The sequence below is a fragment of the Lacrimispora sphenoides JCM 1415 genome (assembly GCF_900105615.1).
Taxonomy (GTDB): Bacteria; Bacillota; Clostridia; order Lachnospirales; family Lachnospiraceae; genus Lacrimispora; species Lacrimispora sphenoides.
Genome location: NZ_LT630003.1, coordinates 4,814,228 through 4,838,537, shown reverse-complemented (window position 1 = coordinate 4,838,537; position 24,310 = coordinate 4,814,228). Strand labels below are relative to the sequence as shown.

Genomic DNA, 24,310 nt, shown 5'->3' with positions numbered 1-24,310 from the left:
ATCCTACATCATCTTATCTACCATAGCCATAACAGCCTCTCCAAGCTTTGCAGACCGCTCATCCGCATCCGCCATAGAATCACCCTTAACGCCATAGTAAAATTTAATCTTGGGTTCCGTTCCCGAAGGCCTTACACATAGCCATGCATCCTCTGTCAGATCGTAATAAAGTACATCCGACTGGGGTAGTCCGGTTGGTCTGGTTTCTCCGGTATTCATATCCTTAACGGTATCAAGCTTATAATCCCTGGCAGAAAGAACGTGATATCCGCCAACTTCTGTTGGCGTTTCCCTGCGCATGGTCTCCATGATCGCCCGGATCTTTTCCTGACCCTCAATGCCTTTTAAGCCGATGGCCTTCACCGCATCTTTATAATAGCCGTATTTTTCATACATGGCAATCATGGCATCCCACAGGGTCATGCCCTTTGTCTTATAATAGGCTGCAGCCTCACACAAAGCGACCGTAGCGGAAATGGCATCTTTATCACGGGCATAGGTTCCGATCAGACAACCATAACTTTCCTCCAGGCCAAACATGTAGGTTCCGTATCCGGTAGCTTCTTCCTTTAAAATCTGCTGGCCGATGTATTTAAAACCGGTTAAAACCTCAATAAGCTCACAGCTGTAAGCCTTCGCTACCGCATCCACCAGATTGGTGGTAACAATGGATTTGACTACCTGTCCATCTGCTGGGATCGCTCCTCTTTCCTTCTTCTGGCTAAGTACATACTCACACAGAAGAGAACCGGACATGTTGCCGGTCAAGGGGATGTACCCGCCGGATTTCTCATCCTTTACATACACCCCAAGACGGTCAGCATCCGGATCGGTTGCCAGAACCAGATCCGCATCCTTTTCCTTTGCAAGGGCAAGGCCCAGTAAAAAGGCTTCCTCTGCCTCCGGATTGGGGTAGCTGACCGTGGGGAAGTCACCATCTGGCAGCTCCTGTTCAGGAACTACATACACATGGGTAAAGCCGATTTCCTTTAACGCTCTTCTTGCTGGAAGATTGCCTGTACCATGAAGAGGAGAATAGACAATTTTAATATCATTCTGCATCTGGTCAATGGCATCCTGGTTTACTACCTGAGCCTTTACGTGAGCAATATATTTATCATCCAGATCAGCTCCGATGATTTCATATTTACCTGATTCCTTTGCAGCTTCCACAGTCGTCGTCTTAACCGTTGATATATCCGTGATATTCAGGACTTCTGCAGTCACCCCTTTGTCATGAGGAGGAGTAAACTGGGCGCCATCCTCCCAGTATACCTTGTATCCATTATATTCCGGTGGGTTGTGGCTGGCCGTAATGTTGATACCAGCAATACAGCCTAACTCCCTTACAGCAAAAGAAAGCTCCGGTGTTGGACGCAATGATTCGAATTTATAGGCTTTGATCCCATTGGCTGCCAGCGTAAGTGCAGCTTCCTCTGCAAACTCCGGAGACATGTGCCTGGAGTCATATGCAATGGCCACACCCTTTTCGGCGCCGCCCTGGCTTATTATATAATTAGCAAGACCCTGGGTCGCTTTTCTTACTACATAGATATTCATCCGGTTGATTCCAGCGCCGATAATACCTCTTAAGCCGGCGGTGCCAAATTCCAAATCCTGATAGAACCGCTCTTTAATCTCATTTTCATCGTCACCGATCCCCCGGAGTTCTTCCTTTGTCGCCTCGTCAAAATATGGATTTAAAAGCCATTCCTTATATATACTCCTGTAATCGTTCATAAGCAAAATACTCCTTTCCCTCCTTCACTGTTATGGATATTATAAATCATAACATGGTAAAAGAAAAGTGTATTTCCATTATTTTGTATCCAAGCTGAATCAAGGGAAGTTTCATTCAATTTTGAATTCTTGACAGGAAAAGATTCCGCAGGGGCTGCTGAATCTCTAAATCCTTTAGCTTTTCAATATTCCGTGCGGGAATCCAGGCTTTATTGGCATTATAATAAAAGTTAATCTGCTTCCAGTATTTTTCAGGATATAAAAATAAATAGTATAAGCATATCCTGTCTGCATCCGAAAGAGGGAGAACCTTAGTATAAGTTTCCAGCATGGCCATACCAAGCTTCAAATTCCAGTCATGCTTTTCCATGGCTTTCCGCATGAAATGATATAAGTCCTCCATCTGCATGCCCTTATGCATGCGATTGAATTCCACGATAGCCACATCATGAAAGCACATCAGGACGTGGTGCTGGTTTAAGTCCCCATGACACAAATACTCCTCACTGTCCCTCCGGGTTTCATAAAAGCCTGCCATCCCCTTACAGGCTTCCATGGCCTGTTCGAAAAATATATCATAATTACCCATGACACATAATTCAAACTCAGACTTTTTTCGTTTATTCCGGATGAACGTGCGGGCGCGTACCAGCTCCCTGTTATGGCGTTCCATTTCCTCAGCCGGCTGCTGTACCAAAATGGACCCTAAATTCCATTCCTCTTTAAAATCAATCCGCCGCAGCACTTTATGTAAAGAAGCAATTTGTTCGATGGCACATAATACCTCTTTGCTATCCTTCAAATTGCATTCCCGATCCGCATACCAGTCTTTTACAATCCACCGGGATCCATCCTCGGCACTGGAGAGGAGTTCACCATCTTTATTCCTGACGTAACGGTCCACTTTCAAGCGGCAGGATTCTTTCATCTGTGAAAATACCTGATCTTCAAATTCCAGGCGCTTTAAGGTTCCTTTATATTCCCGAAGCAGTTTAAGCCCCTGATTCGACTCACACAGCCAGGCGCCCCGGCCGCGTTTCACATCCAGAATTTCAAGCTCATACTGCGAAAGCACCTCTGTGTATTTCTCGTTCACAACCACCCCTCCAACTCTTAGCTTATCAGCTACTTCTAGGGTATGAAGAGGTGGAAAAAAATATGCAAAATACGGTAGAAAGTTATACGTGCCTTAGCCTTGTTCCTTAATAAATTGTTCTGCTGATTTCATCAAATATTCCCTGTTATTGCATTCCGGCTTTTCAAGTACCAGCTGGAACAAACGGTTAAGCACCATTCCCATCCCAGGCCCCGGCTTCATGCCTGCATTGATCAATTCCCTGCCGGTAACGGCCATGTCCTTCAGGCGGATACACTCCCCATCCTTTAAGATTTCCTCTGAATACTGCTCCACTATTTTTAACCTTGTTTCATAGGATGTATGGCAGAATACCTTCTGAAAGTACAGCAGGTCCTTAAAAAGCTCCGGGGAAAGGGTGCTCATAACCTGCCGGATAGCCGGCTTATGAGCCGGGATCTCCGTTTTCCACAGACTGACCAGGGTCTTTGTCTGATAGATGGTATCATTATCAAGCTTCAGTTCCTTAAGGATCCTTACCGCATCCTCAGGTTCCTCAAGCCTTAAAAAACCGGTCCAGCGCATGTGCTTTTCAGGTGGCAGTTCGGTAAGCCTCTCTGCTTCAAAAAGCTTCTTTCCCGCATCTTCAAAATGCTCTGAGATATAAGGGCCGATCCCGTTTTCATATACATCCATAAGCCTTCCTGGATGATCGGAAAGGAGGAGCTTTGTAAGCTCCACCTGGATCCGTTCCTTGCTGACCTTAGCCATGTTGGGGGCTATAACAGAAATTGCCGCCCTTGTCTTAGCTTCCATGTCAAAACCCAGCTGGGCAGAAAAACGGATGGCCCTAAGGATCCTTAAGGCATCTTCGTTAAACCTGTCAAGAGGGTTTCCCACGCAGCGGATGACCCGGCCCTCCAAATCCTTTACTCCGTCAAATGCATCCACTAACCCCTCACGGTCGCTGTATGCCATGGCATTGATGGTAAAATCCCGGCGTTTCAAATCCTCCAGCAGGTTTCCCGTAAATTCCACGGATTTTGGGTGGCGTCCATCCTCATACTCTCCGTCTATGCGGTATGTGGTCACTTCATAACCTTCATGGTCAATAAGTACCGTAACAGTACCGTGCTGGATTCCCGTATCAACCGTTCTATTAAAAATTTCCTTTACCTGTTCCGGCTTTGCTGAGGTTGTGATGTCCCAGTCTTCCGGCGACCGGCCTAACAGGCTGTCTCTCACGCAGCCTCCCACCACATAGGCTTCAAAGCCGCTGGTATTCAGTTGTTCGATGATCTTCCTCGCCGCCTCCGGAACCTGAATCTTTATCACTTTTTTTACCTCCTGATTTTCCTACCCTGCCGTTTTTAATACGCTCTGCCCCAGTAAACCATCTTACCTGCAGGCTTTCCGCAGCATACACAGGTATCGGCAAGCGTTTCCTGCTTAAATGGCATACAGCGGGATGTTGCTCCTGTAATCTCCTTGATCTTATCCTCGCATTCCTGGGAGCCGCACCACATAGCCTTTACAAAGCCCGGTTTTTCCTCCACAGTTTTAACAAAGGTTTCCATATCCGTTGCCTCATAGGTATGAACATCCCGGTGAATTCTGGCGCGTTCCAGCATATCCTTTTGGATTGTCTCCAGAAGCTCTCCTACCTTATTATTTATCTCATCTAAGGATACGGTAATCTTCTCATGGGTATCACGGCGTACCAAGACCGCCTGGTTCTCTGAAATATCTCTTGGACCGATTTCTACACGAATCGGAATACCACGCATCTCTGATTCGCTGAATTTCCAGCCCGGGCTCTTATCGGAATCGTCAACTTTTACTTTATAATTAGAAAGAACTTCTTTTAACTCATATGCCTTATCAAGAACGCCTTCCTTCTGCTGCTGAACCGGAACGATGATCACCTGGACCGGAGCAATTCTGGGCGGAAGCACAAGACCGCTGTCATCGCCATGAACCATGATGATGGCACCTATCATCCTGGTAGTCATGCCCCATGAGGTCTGATGAACATACTGGAGTTTATTTTCCTTATCAGAATACTGGATATCGAAGGCCTTTGCAAAGCCGCTTCCAAAGTTATGGCTGGTTCCCGACTGAAGGGCTTTGCCGTCATGCATCAAAGCCTCAATGGTATAGGTTGCTTCTGCACCTGCAAATTTCTCCTTGTCGGTCTTCTGGCCCCTGATCACAGGCATTGCAAGAACTTCTTCACAGAAATCTGCATATAGATGAAGCATCTGCTCTGTCCTCTCCTCAGCCTCCTCCGCTGTTGCATGAGCGGTGTGACCTTCCTGCCATAAGAATTCTCTGGAACGTAAAAACGGTCTGGTAGTCTTTTCCCAGCGTACCACGGAACACCACTGGTTATAAAGCTTTGGTAAGTCCCGATAGGACTGGATCTCTCTGGAATAAAAATCACAGAACAGGGTTTCAGAAGTAGGTCTGACACAAAGCCTTTCCTGTAATGGTTCTAAGCCTCCATGGGTTACCCAGGCGACCTCAGGAGCGAAGCCCTCTACATGATCTTTTTCCTTTTGAAGAAGACTCTCCGGAATAAACATAGGCATGTAGACATTTTCAACCCCTACTTCCTTAAACCTTCTGTCAAGCTCACTTTGGATGTTTTCCCAAATGGCGTAACCCGCCGGCTTAATAGCCATACAGCCTTTTACGCTGGAATAGTCGATTAATTCTGCTTTCTTTACAACATCCGTATACCACTGCGCAAAATCCACCTCCATGGATGTAATCGCCTCTACTAATTTCTTTTCCTTTGCCATAACAATTCTCCTTTCCTATCCTCATAAAAATAAAAAGAGCCATCCGTTCCCTAAAAAGGGACCGAACAGCTCGGCGGTGCCACCCAATTTAGCCATGAACAATGCCATGACTCACTTTTTTATCCGTTAACGCAGGAACTGCGCCGCAGTTTGCTGCGGGACTCCGAGGTAGGTTGGGTTATGAGAGGTATAAAGGCTTTCCAGCAAACGGCCTTCTCTCTGGGATACATCATCACCTACTGGTCCTCTTCAACGTCTTATTACTACATTATAATAAAAGATTGTATGGTTGATTTTACGTTATTTGCAAATGTTTGTCAAGTGGGTCCGGACTTGTCTGCCAAAGTATTTTATTCATTCCTCCGGATCCAATCTTTCCTTTCCATCATGACAGCACCAGCACTCATACACCTCCACAATATCTTCCACAATCAATAAACCGATAGGGCCAAGAATAAATCCCAAAAGCCCGAAGAGCTGAAGTCCCACGTACATGGAAGCAAGGGTTTCCAAAGGCGTAAGGCCAACTTGTCCTCCCATGATTTTTGCTTCCATGATCTCTCTTAGGAAATAGCAGATCACATAAATGATGATCAGTCCGATTCCGTACTTCCAGTTTTTATTGATCATGGAAAACAGGGCCCAGGGAATGAGCACCGTCCCTGTCCCGAAAATTGGAAGCGCATCCAATAGCCCGATCCCGATCCCGAATAATATAAAGTAGGGATTTCCCAGCAAAAACAGTCCTGACGAACAAACCACCATGGTAAACAGCATGATAGCTCCCTGGGTCTTTAACCAGGCACTTCCCACCGTTGTAAGCCGTCTTCCCAGCATGGCATATTCAAAGCGGAATATGGAATTGTCCCGTCTTTCCCGGATCTCATCCATTTCCTGAAGGGACAGGACCGTGGCAATAAGCAGTATGATGATAATAACGGTTGCCTGAACGATCCATTTCATAATGGTCATGGAGTTCACCATGAGAAAAGGCATGATCCTGCTTTTAATGGCAGTCTGCCCTCCTGTTATGATATCCCTTACTATTTCTACCGCATATCCGTCAGGCAGCTTTAAAAAACGCTCTGCAAAGGAACAGTTATCCATGAGCCAGTGATCCACGCCTTCCAGGATTGCAGGAAGACTTTGAAGCAAAAGCTTGGCTTCCAAAAGCAGCTTTCTTCCACCCACGTAAAGAAGGATCCCAAAAGCGATCATAAGAAGTATGATCTCTACTCCGCCAATAACCGCCAGGGGAATGGAAATCACCTTCCCCTTTACAATGAAGCGGGTCTTTTTCTCAACCCAAAGGGCAGAGGGCCGTAGGGAAAGGGCAAATACATAAGCAATCAAAAAGGGAATCACAAGGGGCAGCAGATATCGAAAACACAGATACACTGCCCCTGTAACTCCCAATATTAATAATGTTTTCTTCAGTTTCCTGCTCGGTTTCACCATGGACTCACCTGTTTCTGATTTGTACTTCTTTTGTACAATCATTATTATGAGCCGTCTGGTAAGAAAATATGCGAAATCTGATTAGTAAAAAATTCCTTCTTTATGCAATTCCCGATAATGAAAACATCTCAAAGACTTCTCCCTTTGGTTTCACTGAAAAGCTCAGCCTTTTCTTTGTGACTGGATGGAAAAATGATAAGCTGTAAGCAAATAATGCCACGTTACCGGCGGCAGTATTCTTTTGAACCTTGGGATTATACTTCCGGTCGCCCCACAGGGGTGTGCCGTGGCCCGCCATCTGTACCCGGATCTGATGATGGCGGCCGGTTTTTAATGTGACCTTTGTGAGACAGCACTCTTCGCTCCCGATGTTCTTGTTTTCCACAACCTGATAATGGAGCTCTGCGAGTTTTGCACCTTTTATCCCCTTATCCACAATTTTAGAACAATTGGTTTTTCCGTCCTTCCACAAATAATCCACGTAAGCTCCAAAGTTTTCCACAGGTTTTCCACAAACCACAGCATAATAAATTTTCTCCATTTGATGCTTAGAAACCTGACTGCTTAAGGACTCTGCAGCTCCTTTGGTCTTTGCATACACCATGACGCCTCCAACCGGCTTATCCAGCCTGTGGATAACTCCCACATAAGGCTCCCCTTGCTTTGGGGATAACGTGTTGATATGTTTCTTCACCTCACTGACCATATCCGGTTCAAAGGACCTTGCAGTCTGGGATTCTATTCCCACTGGTTTTTCTACCACCAGTATCTCTTCATCTTCGTACAGTATGTTAAGATCCATGTCTATGTTTTACTCCTCTTTCTTCCATGCAGCCATCATAGCTTCCACAGACCGGCTCATCTCTGCACTGAAATCAGAATTCCATTTGCGTTTGCAAAAAGCCTTTATCCATCGCTCAAAGTCCTCTTCCCTGCCCTGGGTCTTTTTAAGCTCCAGGGAAAATTCCTCCGGGCTTAAACGGCGGTAGGAATTCGTGGACACCACAGCCTCAGGCTTAAGCCGCTCCGGCTTTTTTCTCTCCTGCTGCTGCCTGGAGGGATATCCAAAGACCACCATAGCCGCCGGAACCGCATACTTAGGAAGGCCGAACAAATCCCTGTGGGTTTCATACTGCTCCATAATATCCCCAATGTAACAAGAGCCAATGCCCATGGATTCTGCCGCCACAACCGCATTCTGAGCGGCTATAAGGGCATCATCACAAGCCAGCAAAAGATCTCCGAGTCCAGGCTGGCGGACCTCTTCTTCATAGTGGCAGAACAGCTCGTACCACCTCTGATAATCTGCTACAAAAACCAGCACCAGAGGTGCCTTTGCAATAAATGGCTGGTTATCGCAGGTTACTGCCAGGGTTTCCTTTCGCTCCTGATCCGTCACATCAATAATGGAATACAGGGTCATGTTTCCTGCCGTAGGTGCCTGAAGGGCCGCCTCTATAATAGCCGCTTTTTTCTCCGGTTCAATGGCCCGGTCCTCATATACACGGACAGATTTTCTTTCCATAAGTTCTTTTATCGTCTGATTCATAGGGCGGTCATACCTTCCTTTTTATAATTTTCATTTTATCTATTCATTATATTTTATTGTTCCAATTATAGCAAACCCATTTTTATATTTTATCTTTAAAAAACTATTGCATTTTTCTCACGCAAAGTGTATAGTATATAAAAATGCAATACATAGTATTGATTACTACGTTAAAAGTTTTTGTATTCTACAAGGAGGATTTCCATGGAATTTAAAATTAAAGATCCGGTCAGTGCCCTCACACATTTTATCGCTATGATACTGGCGCTTATAGCCGCAGCACCACTGCTTATTAAGGCTTCTTCCGACGGGGGGCTCCATCTGGCCGCCTTAACGGTTTTTATCATCAGTATGGTTTTTCTTTACGCAGCCAGCACCATCTACCATACTCTTGATATCTCACCGAAAATCAACCGTCTGCTGAAAAAATTAGATCATATGATGATTTTCATCCTGATAGCAGGAACGTACACACCAATCTGCCTGATCGTTCTTGGAGATAAGACCGGCTGGAGCCTGCTTGCTCTGGTTTGGGGCATTGCCATTTCAGGAATTATCATAAAAGCCTGTTTTATAATGTGCCCCAAATGGTTTTCGTCATGCCTCTACATTGCCATGGGCTGGGTTTGCATTCTGGCATTTTCAAAGATTACGGCTACCCTTTCTTCTGCCGGTTTTCTCTGGCTGCTTGCAGGAGGCATCATTTATACCATAGGCGGCATTATCTATGCTCTTAAGCTTCCTCTTTTTAACGCGAAGCATAAAAGCTTTGGATCCCATGAGATCTTTCACCTATTCGTCATGGGCGGAAGCTTATGTCATTATATTTTGATGTACCATTTTGTTGCATAATACCGGAAAAACCGTCAGTCCCGCATACTCGCGGCCTTGACGGTTTTTCTTATACAATTTCCCCCATCAGTTTTAGCTTGTCCTTCCTGGTAAGTTTTTTAATTGCGGCTTCCCTCCGCATGGCTTCTTCTTTTGTAGAAAACTCCTCCCAGTAAGCCAGGACCACAGGTCTGCGGGCTTTTGTATATTTGGCCCCTTTTCCCTGGTTATGGGCTATTAAACGTTTTTCTAAGTGGTTTGTCCAGCCGCAATACAGGGTATCATCTGCACATCTTAAAATATAGGTATAGTTCATGTTTTTTCTTCTCCGGTATCAGGAAATTCAGGGTATGTAAACGGTAATAACGCCTTGCAATACGTCACTACCGTCCAGGGTAACCTGTCATCTATCTTAAGCACCAGCTGGATGCGTTTTGGCGCCATCGATGGTTGAAGCTATAGCTCAGCTATAGTATATTATATAACAGGGCAAGCTGATATGTGAATAGCAATCTTTATCATACCCTTTTTTAAAAAAATCATTCAGAGGAATAATCAATTATGCCAGGCAAAAGCGATCCCTTCTGCCTGGCACTTTATTGAATAAAATTATGCCAATTCCTTCACAAGAATCAGCCGGTCACCCGGTCTTACGGATTTATCCGTCAATCCATTGGTCGCTATAATGGTATCAATGGTTGTATGGAACTTTTTAGCGATATTCCAGAGGGAATCCTCAGGCTGCACAATATATCCCACGATTCCGGGAAGCTTCTGCAAGTTGTTTAAATCCATGGGCGATTCCAATGCGTTTGTGATGATCTGCTCGCGGATCGGCTGCAAGGCCAGTAAGTCAAGGGAAATGGTCGACTTCACTTCAACGGTTCCTCCGCCCATCATAACCGCGCTAAGCTGCTCTAAGCCCGGATTCAGCTGGCAAACCGTCTGCTCATTGATCCCCGGTGCCTCAATCAGGAAATGGAATGGAATATCTTCCACGGTTGACTGGATCGGCTGGTCATCGTCAGAAGTCATATAAAGGATACGAACCTCTAAAACGCCTTCCACATGAAGTCCGTCCTCTTTGATTTCCGTGTCATCGATTTTAACAGTCCCTTCACTGTGGCATATCTGGAGGATCCGGTCCGCCTGATCCAGGCTGAGCTTTTCTACCACCTTGCATCTGCTCATATTTTTCGTCAGGATCTTATCAAAAAGAGCTTCCTCCGTCTGCAGCGTCAATTCCCTGTTGGTGGAATATATATCGCTGAGCAGCTCCATATTCTCTTCCTTGTAAAGCTTCATATCCAGCTCAAGAACTGAATCCATATCCATTTCCCGCATCTCACCGTCTGAATCCGGTTTTGCCTCAATATCCTTATGGATTATGTGGACTGTAACCAATGGAACCATATCCTCAGTCATATCCGGAACAGCCAGCTCCCCTGAAAACGGAATGCTCTCCTCTACCCACTGGATGGGCGCGCCTTCCCCTTCTCCCTGGTAAATAACAAAGACTAACAGTTCCCCGTCAAGCATCATCTTTCCATCCATGGGCCTTAAGGAAACGCCTCTTAACTTCATTTCGGTCCATAAAACGTGATCAATGTTTGGCTTGTTTCCTGAAAGAGTAACCGTATCCTTGATGCGGAACGTATCCTTGTGGCGGAGAGCAATGGATGCAATATCCAGATTGCGGCGAAGGGTTTCCACCATTGGCACATCTGTTACCGGGCCTCCCGTGTCCACTTCCACAGCAGCGTTTATATCGCTGGCAGTTTCCACCTTCACCTTAAGTGATACGATCGACTTTACGCTCAGCTTCCTGGAATTAATGAGCCCAGCGTTTAAATCCTCAAGCTCCCACCCCAGCTGGACGTAATCCTTCTCCTCCAGTCCGGGGACATTGATGGGTTCCTCAAAGTTAATGCTTCCTGAAAGGGTCTGAAGCCCTCCATCCACTCCTCGGAAGAGATTCATAAAATCCAGCTTGCCCCGGACCACGACCCGTTCTGTCTGAACCTTTACGGAATCAATGGTAATATCGCCGGAACTTAAAATAATCTGATCCACATCATCCATACTGTCTGGGACGATGAAGTCATCGTCAAGAGTAATCTGGGACGCGGCATATCCTTTCCAACGATTCATATGTATGTTTTTCTTCACCAGCTCCAACATAAAAAAGCACCTGCCTTACCTTCTTTATTCCTTTAAGAAAGTTTATGCAGGTGCATGTTTCATTATACTTTTTTTGTTATCATTCCCGGACTTCCTGAAATACAAGAGAGTTTTAGCCCTTCTATTCCTCAATTTTCCCCTCCAAAGATGCCTCCGCCTGATCGGAGTGCTCTTTTTCCTGATAGGAAGACAACTCTGTCTGCAGTTTAGACAGCGTATCTTCCAATTCCCTGACCCGCTCTTCCATCTTGCAGTAATGATCCATGGTCACCAGATTGCTTTCCTCCTTGGGAAGGGGCACACCATCGATCTTAATCGGGCGGGCGGGAATTCCGACCGCTGTTACGTTGCTCTCCAAAGGCTTTAAAAGCACGGCATTTGCCGCTATGGTACAATTATCTCCTACGTCAAAGGAGCCTAGAATCTTAGCCCCTGCTCCTACGGTCACATTATTACCAAGGGTTGGATGGCGCTTTCCCTTATTAAGTCCCACGCCGCCTAAAGTAACTCCCTGGTATATCGTACAATTGTCTCCTACCACCGTAGTTTCTCCGATCACCACTCCGCTGCCATGGTCAATTAAAATCCCATGCCCCAGCTGCGCGCCGGGATGAATCTCGATCAGTGTAAAAAATCTTGCCAGCTGGGAAATAAACCTGGCTATAAAAAACATCTTGTGCTGGTAAAACCAGTGGGCAAATCGATGCCAGATCAAAGCATGAACTCCCTGATAGAGCAAAAGCACTTCAAGCTTGCTTCTGGCCGCCGGATCCCGCTCTTTTACTGCCGTAACATCAAGCCATATATCCTTTAATATCATATTCCCCTTCCTTCTCCTTACTACCTTCTCTTATTTGAAGTAGTATATCATATGACGGCTTAAGAAAAAAGGGGAATTTACGTTTTATCTGCCACAAAAACAGCCGTCCCGCTTTTGCCATCTGCGGAACGGCTATTTCAACTTCTTTTCTACTGAAACACTACCGGAAGCTCTGACATCTCCGTTTTAATGACGATGAAGGGATAAGAGGGTTCCGTCCCCGTGTTCTCTCCCTTTTCCGGGCCGATCAGCTCCGTATCCAGGACAATGGAATTATCTGTCAGATAAAGATCATTGACTGCGATGCTATATCCTCCACCAGCCTGCTTTCCGAAACCAACCACTATGTAAAGGTTCTGATCATCGCTGTAGGTCAGCTTAAAAGGTGACTGCTGCTTCTCAGCAATGATCTTACTAAGTTCCTGCGGAATATCTGCGTCAGCTACCACGGTAAATTCCAGATCCCGCACCTTATCACCACTATCCTTGTTTAAAGTACACCCGCTTAAGGTACGTACTACCAGTACCCACATGGCCAGACCGAAAAAAATCATCCATCTTCTGCTAAACAGTCTCTTCATAGCACACTCCCCAACTTATTAATTATTACTATATATATGGGGAAGAAACGGATTTTATGAAGGGATTTACTCTTTTTTACGGACTGGGATCCAAATTTCGCTCCTATATTCCTCTGAAGTGATATCTCCCTCGGGATACCATTCCAGCTGTGGTCCGTCTATCATCTCATAACCGGCTGACGGAAACCACTCCGTAAAGATCCGTTTCCAAATATTCTGCTGTCCTTCCGGCAATTTGCCCACGCATTCAAAAATCACATATTGGCCGGCTGGTACCACCAATTCAGCCATATCTTCCGGTATCTCCTTGTCTGATCCGGTCGCAATGTAATAATCGAATCCATTATCATCAGGATTGGCACATGCTCCCATGAAAAGCAGATCCTTATTGTCATTAAATTTCAGTATTTCCTCGCACCTGTCCTGACTGTAGAACTCATTCCAGAATTTCGGGATCCTTTTTAAATTCTCTCCATTGTCCAGGGACATTCTTTCCTTAATTCCTACCAGCCGGAATTCTCCCAGCTCTTTTACGTAATAATTCATAGCCTCCACTCCTTTAATGGTTATTTCAAAGGAGATGCGGGGATAAGCTTTGATCTTCCTTCCGGATTTTCTCACCTCGCTGGGATTCATACCGTGCACAGCATAAAATGCCCTGGCAAAGGAAACCGGCGACTCGTATCCATACGTTAAGGCAACGTCAATGACTTTTTCCCCTGTGGTCAGAAGCTCCATAGCGGCCTGGGAGAGCCGCCGTCTTCTGATGTAGTCCGCGAGGGAAACATCTGCCATAAAAGAAAACATCCGCTGGAAATTAAAGCTGGAACAGGAGGCACGTCTTGCCACTTCCTCCAGATGAATCTCTCCGCTTAAATTATCTTCAATATAGTTCAGAGCCCCGTTCATTTTATCCAGCCAATCCACTCTTTTACCTCCCGCTCTCTTTGATAGCTTCAGCATAATATAGTTTCAGAATATTATCGCAACTTTTCCTGCACAAAAAGGTGAGTTTAAGATTTTCCTGTGGTTTTCCCGTACATTTCCGGCCTGCGATCGCGGAAAAGCCCCCAGTTTCTCCTGTCAGTCATCATCTGATCCAGATCAAAGGAAGCGCATATGACGCCTTCTTCCTCCCGGCCCATAGAGGCTATGACAGCCCCGGTATTATCCGTAATAAAGGAGGATCCATAAAATTTAAGAGAGGAGCTTTGATTCCCGTTTGACATACAGGGAACAACGGATTCCACTCCGATCCGGTTAGCTGCTATGACCGGAATGATATTGGAAGCAGCGTGTCCCTGCATGCAGCGCCTCCAGTGCTCCATGCTGTCGCATTCCAGGATAGGTTCGCTTCCAATGGCAGTAGGATATAAGATCAGCTCCGCTCCCTGTAAGCCTAAGCACCTTGCTGTCTCAGGAAACCACTGATCCCAGCAGATCCCTACGCCGATTTTCCCGTATATGGTGCTAAATACCTGAAAGCCAGTGTCCCCGGGAGTGAAATAAAATTTTTCCTGGTAGTAATGATCATCGGGAATATGGGTCTTCCGGTATATTCCAAGATTTGTCCCATCGCCGTCAAGAACTGCCACTGAATTAAACATGGTATTTCCTGACCGCTCATAAAAGCTGATGGGAAGCACCACCTGAAGCTCAGCCGCAATCCCGGCGAAATGCTTAACCGCCTGGTTCTCCTCTGCCGGTTCTGCATATTCATAAAAGTCATACCGTCTCTCCTGGCAGAAGTATTGCCGTTCAAACAGCTCCGGAAGGAGAATGACCTTAGCCCCTTCCCCTGCTGCCTTCCTTACCAGTCTTTCCGCATTTGCAATATTCTTTTTAATGTCATCGCAGCATCTCATCTGAACTGCCGCTACTGTTACCTCTCTCATGAAATTCTCCTTCCGGTATGGTTTCTATCGCGGGGACGCCCGACATGAATAATCCGGCGGAGCCAGGTCCGCCGATCTATGAATGGCATGGCCGGACTACAGCGGAATTTGTTGTGTAATGCAGTGAATATTTCCGCCTCCTACAATAATATCTCTTGCATACACCGGATAGATTCTTCTCTCAGGGAAGCACTCCTCTAATATCCGTACTGCCTTTAAATCATGAACATCCCCAAATTGGGGAACAATCACCCCTCCATTGGATATATAAAAATTTACATAGCTGGCAGCCAGGCGCTCTCCGGCCTCCCTCTCATCCTCTCCAGGTTCAAAGGAAAAGCCTGAAAGCTCCTCTTTCGTAATGCAGACCGGTTCCTTAGGTATGGGGAGCTTGTGAATCTTAAAATGCCTTCCTGCTGCATCTGTTTCCTGTTCCAGTATCCTTAAATCGGCAAGGGACATGTCATACTGAGGATCATCCTCATCATCCGTCCAGGCTAACACCACTTCCCCCGGCCGGATAAACGTACAGACATTATCCACGTGCTCATTGGTTTCATCCTGATAGATGCCTGCTTTTAACCAGATGACCTTAGAAGCCCCCAGATAATTTTTCAGCTGTTCTTCAATCTGAAGCTTGGAAAGAGAGGGATTCCGTCCGGCGCTCAGAAGACAGGCTTCCGTCACCAAAAGCGTACCTTCCCCGTCCGAATGGATGGAACCTCCCTCCAGTACGAAATGCCCTGCATCATAAACCGGATAGCCAAAATGCTCACAGAAACGCCCTGCAAGAAGGTCATCCTTTTGCCAGTCCGGATACAACCCGTCAAAAGTTCCTCCCCAGGCATTAAACTGCCAGTCGATGCCCCTGACCTTACGTTCCTTATTGATCACAAACGTAGGCCCCACATCTCTTGCCCATGCGTCGTCAGATTCCATTACAACCACCTGGATCCGGTCCGACAGCATTTCCCTGGCACATTCCTTCACATCAGGCTCCGCCAGCACGACCACCTGCTCGCTGTCTGCAATGGCCTCCGCAATTTCGGCAAAGGCTTTTCTTGCCTTCCCGGCCCCAAAGGGCCAGGAACCGGGCCGCTTGGGCCAGATCATAATACAGCCCCGATGAGGCTCAAATTCTCCCGGCATGTAAAATCCATCTGCAATTGGGAGGCTCTTTAATTTTTCCATAGTATGTCTCCTAATGAATCATGGGGATATGCTTGTAACCCCTAGGCCAGCCTGTTCTTAAAATCCTCATAGCCGAACCGTTTTATGACACGACAGTCTCCTTCCTGATCCATGATAGCGATGTCAGGAAGGGGCATCCCGTTAAAGGTGTTGTTCTTCACCATAGAATAGATGGCCATATCCATAAAATACAGCTTATCTCCGGGCTTTATTTCCCTGTCAAAGGAATAGTCACCGATCACGTCCCCTGCCAGACAGGTGCAGGAGGAGAGCCGGTAGGTAAAAGCCTTTTCCCCCGTTTCTCCGCTGTCCTTTAAAGGCGGCCGGTACGGCATCTCCAGCACATCAGGCATATGGCAGGCTGCGGAAGCATCAAGAATCAAAGTCTTTATCCCGTTTTCCACCACATCCATAACCTCTGTCACCAGATATCCGGCATTAAGTGCCACTGCCTCTCCAGGTTCCAGATAAATCTGAAGGCCATACTTTTCCTGCATTCTCTTAATGCAGGCTTCCAACAGCCCGATGTCGTAATCCTCTCTGGTAATATGATGCCCACCGCCCATGTTCAGCCAGGAGAGTCGGGATAAATACTTTCCGAATTTTTCCTCCACGGCATCCAGGGTCTTTTTTAAGTCTTCTGAATTCTGCTCACATAAGGTGTGGAAATGGAGCCCTGATATCCAGGGCAGCCACTCCTCTTTAAAATTGTCAATGGATACGCCAAGCCTTGATCCGGGCGCACAGGGGTCATAGATTTCATGGCCTTCCTGGGTGGAGCACTGGGGATTGATCCTGATACCGGCACTTACTCCCTCTAAAGCATTTTTATACTTCTCCAGCTGGGAAAACGAGTTAAATACAATGTGATCGCAGATCTTCACCAGCTCTTTAAAGTCCTCTTCCTTATACGCGGGGGCAAAAACATGGTTTTCAAGCCCCATCTCCTCTTTGCCCAGCCTGGCTTCATAAAGCCCGCTGGCCGTAGTTCCGTCAAGATACTTGCCGATAAGAGGGTACTCCGCAAAGCAGGAAAATGCCTTCTGTGCCAACAGGATCCTGCACCCGGTATTTTCTTTTACCTGGCTTAGGATTTTTAAATTTTTCTCCAGTCTTCCCTCATCGATCACATAACATGGGGTTTTAAGCTCTTCGATCCTCATTTTTTCCTATCTCCATACCGTAACAGTTTCCGGGTCCTCACATACCACCCACGGAAGCCCCCATTTGTTTAAAGCCTCCATATAGGGATCCGGGTCAAACTCTTCCACATTAAATACTCCCGGCTTCTTCCACTGGCCGGTTAACACCATCAGGCTTCCGATCATGGCCGGAACTCCGGTGGTATAGGAAATCGCCTGGGATTCCACCTCTTTATAGCATTCCTCATGATCGCATACGTTGTAGATGTAAATGGTCTTTTCCTTTCCATCCTTTACACCCGTAAAGATGCATCCAATATTGGTCTTTCCTTTGGTTCTGGGGCCAAGGGAAGCCGGATCCGGAAGCAGGGCTTTCAAAAACTGAATGGGCACGATCTCCTGTCCGTTAAACTCCACAGGAGAGGTGGAAAGCATACCTACGTTTTCCAGGCACTTCATATGAGTTAAATAGCTCTGTCCAAAGGTCATGAAGAAACGGATCCTCTTTACCCCGGGAATGTTCTTTGCCAGGGATTCGATCTCCTCATGGTGAAGCAGGTACATGTCCTTTTCCCCAACCTCAGGGAAATTATATTTGGATTTAATCTCCATTGGCTCTGTCTCGATCCAGCGGCCATCCTCCCAATAGGAACCGTTGGAGGATACCTCCCTTAAATTGATTTCAGGGTTAAAGTTGGTTGCAAAGGGATACCCATGATCGCCTCCGTTACAGTCTAAAATATCAATGGTATGAATTTCGTCAAAATAGTGTTTTAAGGCATAAGCAGAAAACACACTGGTAACTCCAGGATCGAACCCGCTTCCAAGCAATGCGGTAATGCCTGCATTCTCAAAGCGCTCCTTGTAATCCCACTGCCAGGAATAATCAAAAAGGGCGGTAAAGCCAAGCTCTTCACAACGCTTCTCATAGATCGCTTTCCACTCCGGATCATCCGTATTCTCAGACTCGTAGTTAGCGGTATCAATGTAATCAACCCCTGCTGCAAGACATGCATCCATAATGGTTAAATCCTGATAGGGCAGAGCCACATTTAATACGGCATCCGGCTTATAATCCTTTATGAGGGCAATTACCTCTTCCACGTGATCCGCATCAACCTTAGCTGTCTCAATTCTTGTTTTTGTTGTCCCCGCAAGCTTATCCTTTAAGGCATCGCATTTCTCCTTTGTCCTGCTTGCGATACAAATGTCAGTAAACACCTCACTGTTCTGACAGCATTTCCGGATTGCCACAGAGGCAACCCCTCCACAACCGATAATCAATAATCTGCTCATTCCTTTTCCTCCTCTTTCAGTAAATCTTCCACGTATTTAGGCAGCATGAAAGCGCCTGTATGAAGATTTGTTGTATAGTACCAGGTTTCAATTTTTAATTGATTCCATAGTTCTGGCTTAAAATCATTGATGGGATGATACTTTTTCGAAGCAAACCCAAACAGCCAGTAGCCCGACGGGCAGGTGGGAATATGGGCCTGATAAACACGGCTTATGGGGAAGGAACGGAATACCTTCCGGTGCATGCTCCTGCACGCCGCCTCATCCTCATCATAAAAAGGACTTCCATGCTGGTAGACCATGATGCCATCGCTTCGCAGCGCCTTATAGCAGCTGCCGTAAAATTCCTTGGTAAAAAGCCCCTCTGTATGTCCGAAAGGATCCGTGGAATCATTGATGATAAGGTCATATTCCTCTTTTTTGCTTCTTAAGAAACGGAGCCCGTCATCATAATACACCTTTACCCTGGGATCAGAAAGCCCGCAAGATACTTCAGGAAAGATATCACGGCATACATCTACAAACAGTTTATCCGTCTCAACCACATCGATGGACTGAATAAACGGGTACTGTAAAAGTTCCTTGGCCACCCCTCCGTCGCCTCCGCCGATGATAAGCACATCCTTCACATTTGGATGGACTGCCATGGGAACATGGGTAACCATTTCATCGTAAATAAACTCATCTTTTTCTGAAAAAACAATGTCTCCATCCAAAGACACAAACTTTCCAAATTCCTGGGATTCAAACACGTCAATTCTCTGGTATTCACTTTCACCGGAAAAAAGCTGTTTATCGATCCGCACCGAAAGCTTCACATTGGAAGTGTGAAATTTTGAAAACCATATCTCCATTGTTTCCTACCTCTCCCCTTCTTGAACCTGCTCCTTTAATACCATCAGCCGTTCTACTGCCGGATCCTCGGTTCCCTGCATGGAACAGCCCATTTCCCTGGCGTAAATGATGTACTCCACGATCTCTTCCGTAATCATCTCTCCCGGCGCCAGGATAGGAATACCCGGAGGATAGCACATGACAAACTCCCCGCTTATCCTTCCTGCTGATTCCCCTACCGGTACGGATACCTTTTGGGAATAAAATGCTTTCTGAGGTGATACTGCCACTTTAGGGGCAATGTATTCTCCTGAGAGCATTCCCGTCCTATCCTTTTTGTAAAGGCGCTCAATATCTGCCAGTGCTCCTACCAGACGTTCAATATCCTGAATCCGGTCGCCGATGGAAATGTAGGCAAGGAGGTTGCAGATATCCCCGAATTCGATCTGGATATCATATTCATCCCGAAGGAGATCGTAGACCTCAATTCCTGCCAGCCCATTTCCCAGGGTATAAACAGAAAGCTTAGTCACATCGTAATCAAAAATGCTGGTTCCATTGATCAGATCCCTTCCATACGCATAGTAACCGCCGATGGAATTGATCTCTCCCCTGGCATATTCCGCCATTTCCACCACCTTTGCAAAGGATTCCTCTCCCCGCAGAGCAAGGTTCCTTCTTGATATGTCAAGGCTTGACAAAAGCAGGTAAGAGGCGCTGGTGGTCTGGGTTAAGTTTATGATCTGACGTACGTAATCCCCGTTCACTCCTTTGTTTAAAAGGAGAAGGGAGCTTTGTGTCAGACTTCCTCCTGACTTGTGCATGGAGACCGCCGACATATCCGCGCCCGCTTCCATGGCGGAAACCGGAAGACCCTTTCCAAAATAGAGATGGGTGCCATGGGCTTCATCAGCCAGAACCTTCATCCCGTGGGCATGGGCCAGCCGGACAATGGAGCGGATATCAGAACAGATTCCGTAATAGGTGGGATTGTTAACAAATACTGCCACTGCATCGGGATTTTCCATAATTGCCTTTTCCACCTGGCCGATCTCCATGCCAAGGGAAATGCCCAGCATGCTGTTCACCTCCGGGTTTACATAAATAGGAACCGCCCCGCACAATACCAGAGCATTTAAGGCACTTCTATGGACATTTCTTGGAAGAATGATCTTATCCCCTGCTTTGCAGACAGACAGGATCATGCTCTGTACAGCCGACGTGGTTCCTCCCACCATCAAAAATGCATCTGCTGCCCCAAAAGCATCTGCTGTCAGCCGTTCCGCGTCCCGGATCACTGACACCGGATGGCATAGATTATCAAGAGGCTTCATGGAATTTACATCAAGTCCGACGCACCGTTCCCCTAAAAGGCGGGCAAGCTCCGGATTTCCCCTTCCCCGTTTATGGCCCGGCACATCAAAGGGTACTACCCTCTTTTTTTGAAATGTTTCAAGAGCTTCGCAAATAGGCGCCCTCATCTGATCTTCTTTGTTCATATGGCTCTTACCTCTCCTTGTTACGGGAATATTTCTCCCTCTTTTGTCGCTGAAACGTAAGTGTCGCCTAATTGGCGCAGATTTTTCATAGCAAAAAGGCAGGTGATTATTCATCACCTGCCTGCAATTTCATGAATGATAGTTCAAGTAGGGGCATTTTGCCCGTCTTTTATTCATGACAATTATCGTTTTCGAGTCTACATAGCAAATATGTTGTCCCTGCTATTATTGATCGTTTCACAAGTGATGTGCATTCGCACGGATTATAAAGTAATCAACTTATAAAATTTGAGCTTTTAACTCAATCAATAATGTGGTTTCCCACGCTCGGCAGCTGACCCGCCTGTCCGTCTGGGCTTAACTTCTTACGAAGTGGTCAATATTTGTATGAAAACGATAATGTCTCTTCATATCGGGGTAAAGAATAACATATTTTACAGCTTCATGTCAATAAAAAATTTAACATTTTTTGAAAACAGCCGCTGATGGGAATCTTTATTATTCCCATCAGCGGCTGTTCTTCACTTTTTTGTCTTATCAATTCTTTTTGCTGCACATCTGAAGGCGATGCTGGTATTTCTCTTTGGTGGCTAGGCCGCCTCTTATATGACGCTCGGATTTGTTAATATCAAGGATTACCCTGGCCCGGGCTGCCAGGGACGGATTAATGTGTTCCAAACGGTCCGTAACATCTTTATGTACCGTAGATTTGGAAATCCCAAATTTCTTCGCTGTCTGCCTCACGGTCGCATGATAGTCTATGATGTAGTTGGCGATCGCAACCGCGCGTTCTTCAATATATTCCTTCAAGAAAATCCCCCTGCTAGGACGTTTTTACATACTTATGCAGGAGGAGTAGCAAGTATGAATGGTTATCCCCTCTGATTACAGATGAAATTTTTAAAGACCTTTAATCCGTTTTTTCAGTCGTGCCGCTTTGCAGAATTTCATAAAATTCTTCTAGCACCAAATAATTTTTTTAAGTAATTTTGCCACGGTTTTCCCTTTGCAGCGGAAATACTCCGTTCATTTTTTTATATTATTTCTGTTGTTTGCAACCAAAAAGCGCTGTCTCAGACTTTTTAAGCCTGCAGACAGCGCTATACAACTTTTCATAAAAAACTTCCATATTCCTTCATTTTGTAACAGCCATATGTACCTCAGATTTGGGTCTTCTGCCGCTTTTTATATGCAGCATTTTTCCAGGACGGTACGCTGATCTATGGATACGGTCATGCATTCCGGTACTTTCCCTGTAAGCTCCCGGCTTCGTTTATCAGGCTGCTGGGTTCCCACATACACGTTGTACGTTCCTGCTTCCATTACCAGATCTCCTTGTTCATCTCTTAAGGCAAAGGCTTTGTCGGAAAGCATCACCTGCAATTCTCTTTCCTCCCCTGGCTCCAGCTCTGCCTTTAAAAGTGCCTTAAGCTGAGCATTGGGTGTCTGAGGCGCACAGGATTTCACATATACCTGCAGGGTTTCTGCCCCCTTCTTATGCCCCTCATTCTTTAACACTGCTTTTATGGTTAAGGTATCTCCTGCCCCTATCCGGTCATGGCTTAAGGACACATCCCTTACGGAAAAATCCGTGTAGGAAAGTCCATAGCCAAAGGGATAGAGAGCTTCCTGCTCCATATATCGGTAGGTCCTGCCCTTCATGGAATAATCCGTAAAGGCCGGAAGCTCCTCTGTACTCCTGTAAAAGGTAACGGGAAGCTTTCCTTCCGGTGCATAATCACCGAACAGCACGGCAGCCAGAGCACGGCCTCCTTCAGCTCCCGGGTACCATCCTTCCAGGATGGCAGGAATATGGGCATCTGCCCAGGACACATCAAGGGCGCTTCCTGATAAAAGTACTAAAACCACAGGCTTCCCGCTCTTATAAATCTCCTCAAGCACTTGTTTCTGTAATCCTGGAAGGGACAAATTGGGCTTATCCCCGCTGGCATATTCATTCCCTTCGTCACCCTCTTCTCCTTCCAGACTGGAATCAAGACCCATGCAGGCAATGATCACATCACTGGCTTCACACACTCCACGAACCTCTGATGACCGGTCGTTCTCCTGACCCAGGCCGCTTACCCTCGGTTTACATAAATGGCATCCTTCTGAGACCATAACACGGACGTCTTCTCCAACGTAATCCTGGATTCCTTCGGAAATCGTATAATACCTGGAAGCGGTACCCTCATAATTTCCTATCAGTGCCTTTCGGTTATCGCTGTTGGGTCCGATGATTCCAATGGTTTTCAAGCTGCTCTTATTAAGAGGGAGTATATTCCCCTCATTTTTAAGTAAAACAAAGGTTTTTCTGGAAGCTTTAAAATTCAGCTCCTTATGCTCTCTGGTATCATTGTCCTCATAAGTAATTTTATTGTATTCCACAGCTTCCGGCTCTTCAAACAGTCCAAGCTTCAGTCTGGTCATCATCAGATTCTCAACTGCTTCATTTAACCGTTCTTCAGACACTAACCCCCGGTTCACTGCCTCCGTAAGATATAAAAACAGGCTTCCGCAATTTAGATCACACCCGTTTTCCATTGCCATAGCAACAGATTCCAGAGCGGAACCTGTAACTCCGTGATGTTCATGAAAATCTTTTACTGCCCAGCAATCTGAGGTTACATGCCCTTCAAATCCCCAGTTCGTCCTCAAAATATCCTTAAGCAGGGTCTTGCTTCCGCAGCAGGGTTCCCCATTGGTCCGGTTATAGGCTCCCATAACTGCCTCTACCTTTCCTTCCTTTACACAGGCCTCAAACGCCGGCAAATAGGTTTCAAACATATCTTGCTTTGTCACTACAGCATTAAAGGAATGTCGCTCATCCTCCGGACCTGAGTGGACTGCAAAGTGTTTGGCGCAGGCTGCGGTCTTTAAATAATCTTCGTCATCTCCCTGCAGCCCCTCAATAAAACGAACCCCCATACGTGAAGTCAAATATGGATCCTCTCCGTATGTCTCATGTCCTCTTCCCCAGCGGGGATCTCTAAAAATATTGACATTAGGAGCCCAGAACGTAAGTCCTTTATAAATATCCGTATCTCCGTATTTCTGCTGCATATGAAACTTTGCCCTTGCCTCTGTGGAAACTGTATCAGCCACTTCATAAAGCAGCTCCTCATCAAAGCTTGCAGCCAGTCCGATGGCCTGGGGAAACACCGTAGCAACACCGGCCCTGGCCACACCATGAAGTCCCTCATTCCACCAGTTATAACCCTTTATTCCCAGTCTTGGAATCGCCGCCGCACTGTGTACGGTCTGTGAAACCTTCTCCTCCAGAGTCATTTTTGAAACTAATTCTTTTGCTTTTTTTCGGTATTCCTTACGCTTATCCTCATTCATGGAATTCACCTTATCCTTTCTTTTTCATCTTATATCCTGACATTTCCTTGACTTTTTTTCCATGATTCC

At 46.2% G+C, this 24,310-nt stretch carries 21 protein-coding genes and 1 other annotated feature; of the genes, 1 reads left to right on the top strand and 20 read right to left on the bottom strand.

The genetic code is table 11. The features are described 5' to 3' along the window. Positions 1-3: 3 nt before the first annotated feature. From BMX69_RS21840 to BMX69_RS21810, 7 genes are all read right to left on the bottom strand, one after another. A complete protein-coding gene (locus BMX69_RS21840) occupies positions 4-1,740 on the bottom strand; it encodes a phospho-sugar mutase (protein ID WP_054791890.1) in 1,737 nt (578 codons plus the stop codon). Between the two features lie 115 nt (positions 1,741-1,855). Further along, positions 1,856-2,836 (bottom strand): protein kinase family protein, encoded by a 981-nt coding sequence (locus BMX69_RS21835; protein ID WP_100043508.1) that lies wholly within the window; start codon positions 2,834-2,836, stop codon positions 1,856-1,858. A gap of 93 nt (positions 2,837-2,929) precedes the next feature. Then, on the bottom strand, positions 2,930-4,147 hold the full coding sequence (locus BMX69_RS21830; protein WP_100043920.1) for a CCA tRNA nucleotidyltransferase: 1,218 nt from the start codon (positions 4,145-4,147) through the stop codon (positions 2,930-2,932). Between the two features lie 38 nt (positions 4,148-4,185). Then, positions 4,186-5,619 (bottom strand): proline--tRNA ligase, encoded by a 1,434-nt coding sequence (gene proS, locus BMX69_RS21825; RefSeq protein ID WP_100043507.1) that lies wholly within the window; start codon positions 5,617-5,619, stop codon positions 4,186-4,188. A gap of 53 nt (positions 5,620-5,672) precedes the next feature. Then, positions 5,673-5,881: a binding site (T-box leader), on the bottom strand. Between the two features lie 92 nt (positions 5,882-5,973). Beyond that, complete coding sequence (locus BMX69_RS21820; RefSeq protein ID WP_100043919.1) at positions 5,974-7,077, bottom strand: AI-2E family transporter; 1,104 nt, start codon at positions 7,075-7,077, stop codon at positions 5,974-5,976. A gap of 100 nt (positions 7,078-7,177) precedes the next feature. Further along, positions 7,178-7,879: an RluA family pseudouridine synthase gene (locus BMX69_RS21815; RefSeq protein ID WP_054791889.1), complete on the bottom strand. Its 702-nt coding sequence runs from the start codon at positions 7,877-7,879 to the stop codon at positions 7,178-7,180. Positions 7,880-7,888: 9 nt separating this feature from the next. Continuing rightward, positions 7,889-8,626 (bottom strand): nitroreductase family protein, encoded by a 738-nt coding sequence (locus tag BMX69_RS21810; protein ID WP_100043506.1) that lies wholly within the window; start codon positions 8,624-8,626, stop codon positions 7,889-7,891. A 204-nt stretch (positions 8,627-8,830) separates the two neighbouring features. On the opposite strand from BMX69_RS21810, the gene trhA reads away from it, so the two are divergent. Further along, positions 8,831-9,478, top strand: a complete 648-nt coding sequence (gene trhA / locus BMX69_RS21805) for a PAQR family membrane homeostasis protein TrhA (RefSeq protein ID WP_054791888.1) — start codon at positions 8,831-8,833, stop codon at positions 9,476-9,478. Between the two features lie 49 nt (positions 9,479-9,527). Here trhA and BMX69_RS21800 read toward each other — a convergent pair whose 3' ends face one another. The 13 genes from BMX69_RS21800 to BMX69_RS21740 all read right to left on the bottom strand — a co-directional run bounded on the left by BMX69_RS21800 (position 9,528) and on the right by BMX69_RS21740 (position 24,241). Next, entirely contained in the window at positions 9,528-9,773 is a 246-nt protein-coding gene (locus BMX69_RS21800; protein WP_025231128.1) for a GIY-YIG nuclease family protein, read from the bottom strand. A 293-nt stretch (positions 9,774-10,066) separates the two neighbouring features. After that, positions 10,067-11,638, bottom strand: coding sequence for a DUF3794 and LysM peptidoglycan-binding domain-containing protein (locus BMX69_RS21795; RefSeq protein WP_054791886.1), 1,572 nt, complete (start codon positions 11,636-11,638; stop codon positions 10,067-10,069). Positions 11,639-11,759: 121 nt separating this feature from the next. Continuing rightward, on the bottom strand, positions 11,760-12,458 hold the full coding sequence (gene cysE / locus BMX69_RS21790) for a serine O-acetyltransferase (protein ID WP_054791885.1): 699 nt from the start codon (positions 12,456-12,458) through the stop codon (positions 11,760-11,762). 149 nt (positions 12,459-12,607) lie between these two features. Then, positions 12,608-13,012 carry a protease complex subunit PrcB family protein gene (locus BMX69_RS21785; protein ID WP_242941449.1) on the bottom strand — a complete coding sequence of 135 codons (405 nt, stop codon included), beginning with the start codon at positions 13,010-13,012 and terminating at the stop codon, positions 12,608-12,610. Between the two features lie 93 nt (positions 13,013-13,105). Continuing rightward, the gene (locus BMX69_RS21780; protein WP_160117895.1) at positions 13,106-13,966 is read right to left on the bottom strand and encodes an AraC family transcriptional regulator; all 861 of its coding nucleotides are present in this window, start codon (positions 13,964-13,966) and stop codon (positions 13,106-13,108) included. 86 nt (positions 13,967-14,052) lie between these two features. Then, on the bottom strand, positions 14,053-14,934 hold the full coding sequence (gene aguB, locus BMX69_RS21775) for an N-carbamoylputrescine amidase (protein WP_100043503.1): 882 nt from the start codon (positions 14,932-14,934) through the stop codon (positions 14,053-14,055). A gap of 96 nt (positions 14,935-15,030) precedes the next feature. Further along, complete coding sequence (gene aguA, locus BMX69_RS21770) at positions 15,031-16,125, bottom strand: agmatine deiminase (protein WP_054791881.1); 1,095 nt, start codon at positions 16,123-16,125, stop codon at positions 15,031-15,033. Between the two features lie 41 nt (positions 16,126-16,166). After that, a complete protein-coding gene (nspC, locus tag BMX69_RS21765; RefSeq protein WP_100043502.1) occupies positions 16,167-17,288 on the bottom strand; it encodes a carboxynorspermidine decarboxylase in 1,122 nt (373 codons plus the stop codon). 6 nt (positions 17,289-17,294) lie between these two features. Beyond that, complete coding sequence (locus BMX69_RS21760) at positions 17,295-18,563, bottom strand: saccharopine dehydrogenase family protein (protein WP_054791880.1); 1,269 nt, start codon at positions 18,561-18,563, stop codon at positions 17,295-17,297. Continuing rightward, on the bottom strand, positions 18,560-19,417 hold the full coding sequence (speE, locus tag BMX69_RS21755) for a polyamine aminopropyltransferase (protein ID WP_025231119.1): 858 nt from the start codon (positions 19,415-19,417) through the stop codon (positions 18,560-18,562). The genes BMX69_RS21760 and speE overlap by 4 nt, the downstream gene beginning before the upstream one ends. 6 nt (positions 19,418-19,423) lie before the next feature. Next, the gene (locus tag BMX69_RS21750) at positions 19,424-20,896 is read right to left on the bottom strand and encodes an aminotransferase class I/II-fold pyridoxal phosphate-dependent enzyme (RefSeq protein ID WP_100043501.1); all 1,473 of its coding nucleotides are present in this window, start codon (positions 20,894-20,896) and stop codon (positions 19,424-19,426) included. Positions 20,897-21,433: 537 nt separating this feature from the next. Next, positions 21,434-21,706, bottom strand: coding sequence for a sporulation transcriptional regulator SpoIIID (gene spoIIID, locus BMX69_RS21745; protein ID WP_013271108.1), 273 nt, complete (start codon positions 21,704-21,706; stop codon positions 21,434-21,436). A 375-nt stretch (positions 21,707-22,081) separates the two neighbouring features. Continuing rightward, the gene (locus tag BMX69_RS21740) at positions 22,082-24,241 is read right to left on the bottom strand and encodes a glycoside hydrolase family 3 C-terminal domain-containing protein (protein ID WP_054791907.1); all 2,160 of its coding nucleotides are present in this window, start codon (positions 24,239-24,241) and stop codon (positions 22,082-22,084) included. Positions 24,242-24,310 lie beyond the last annotated feature (69 nt).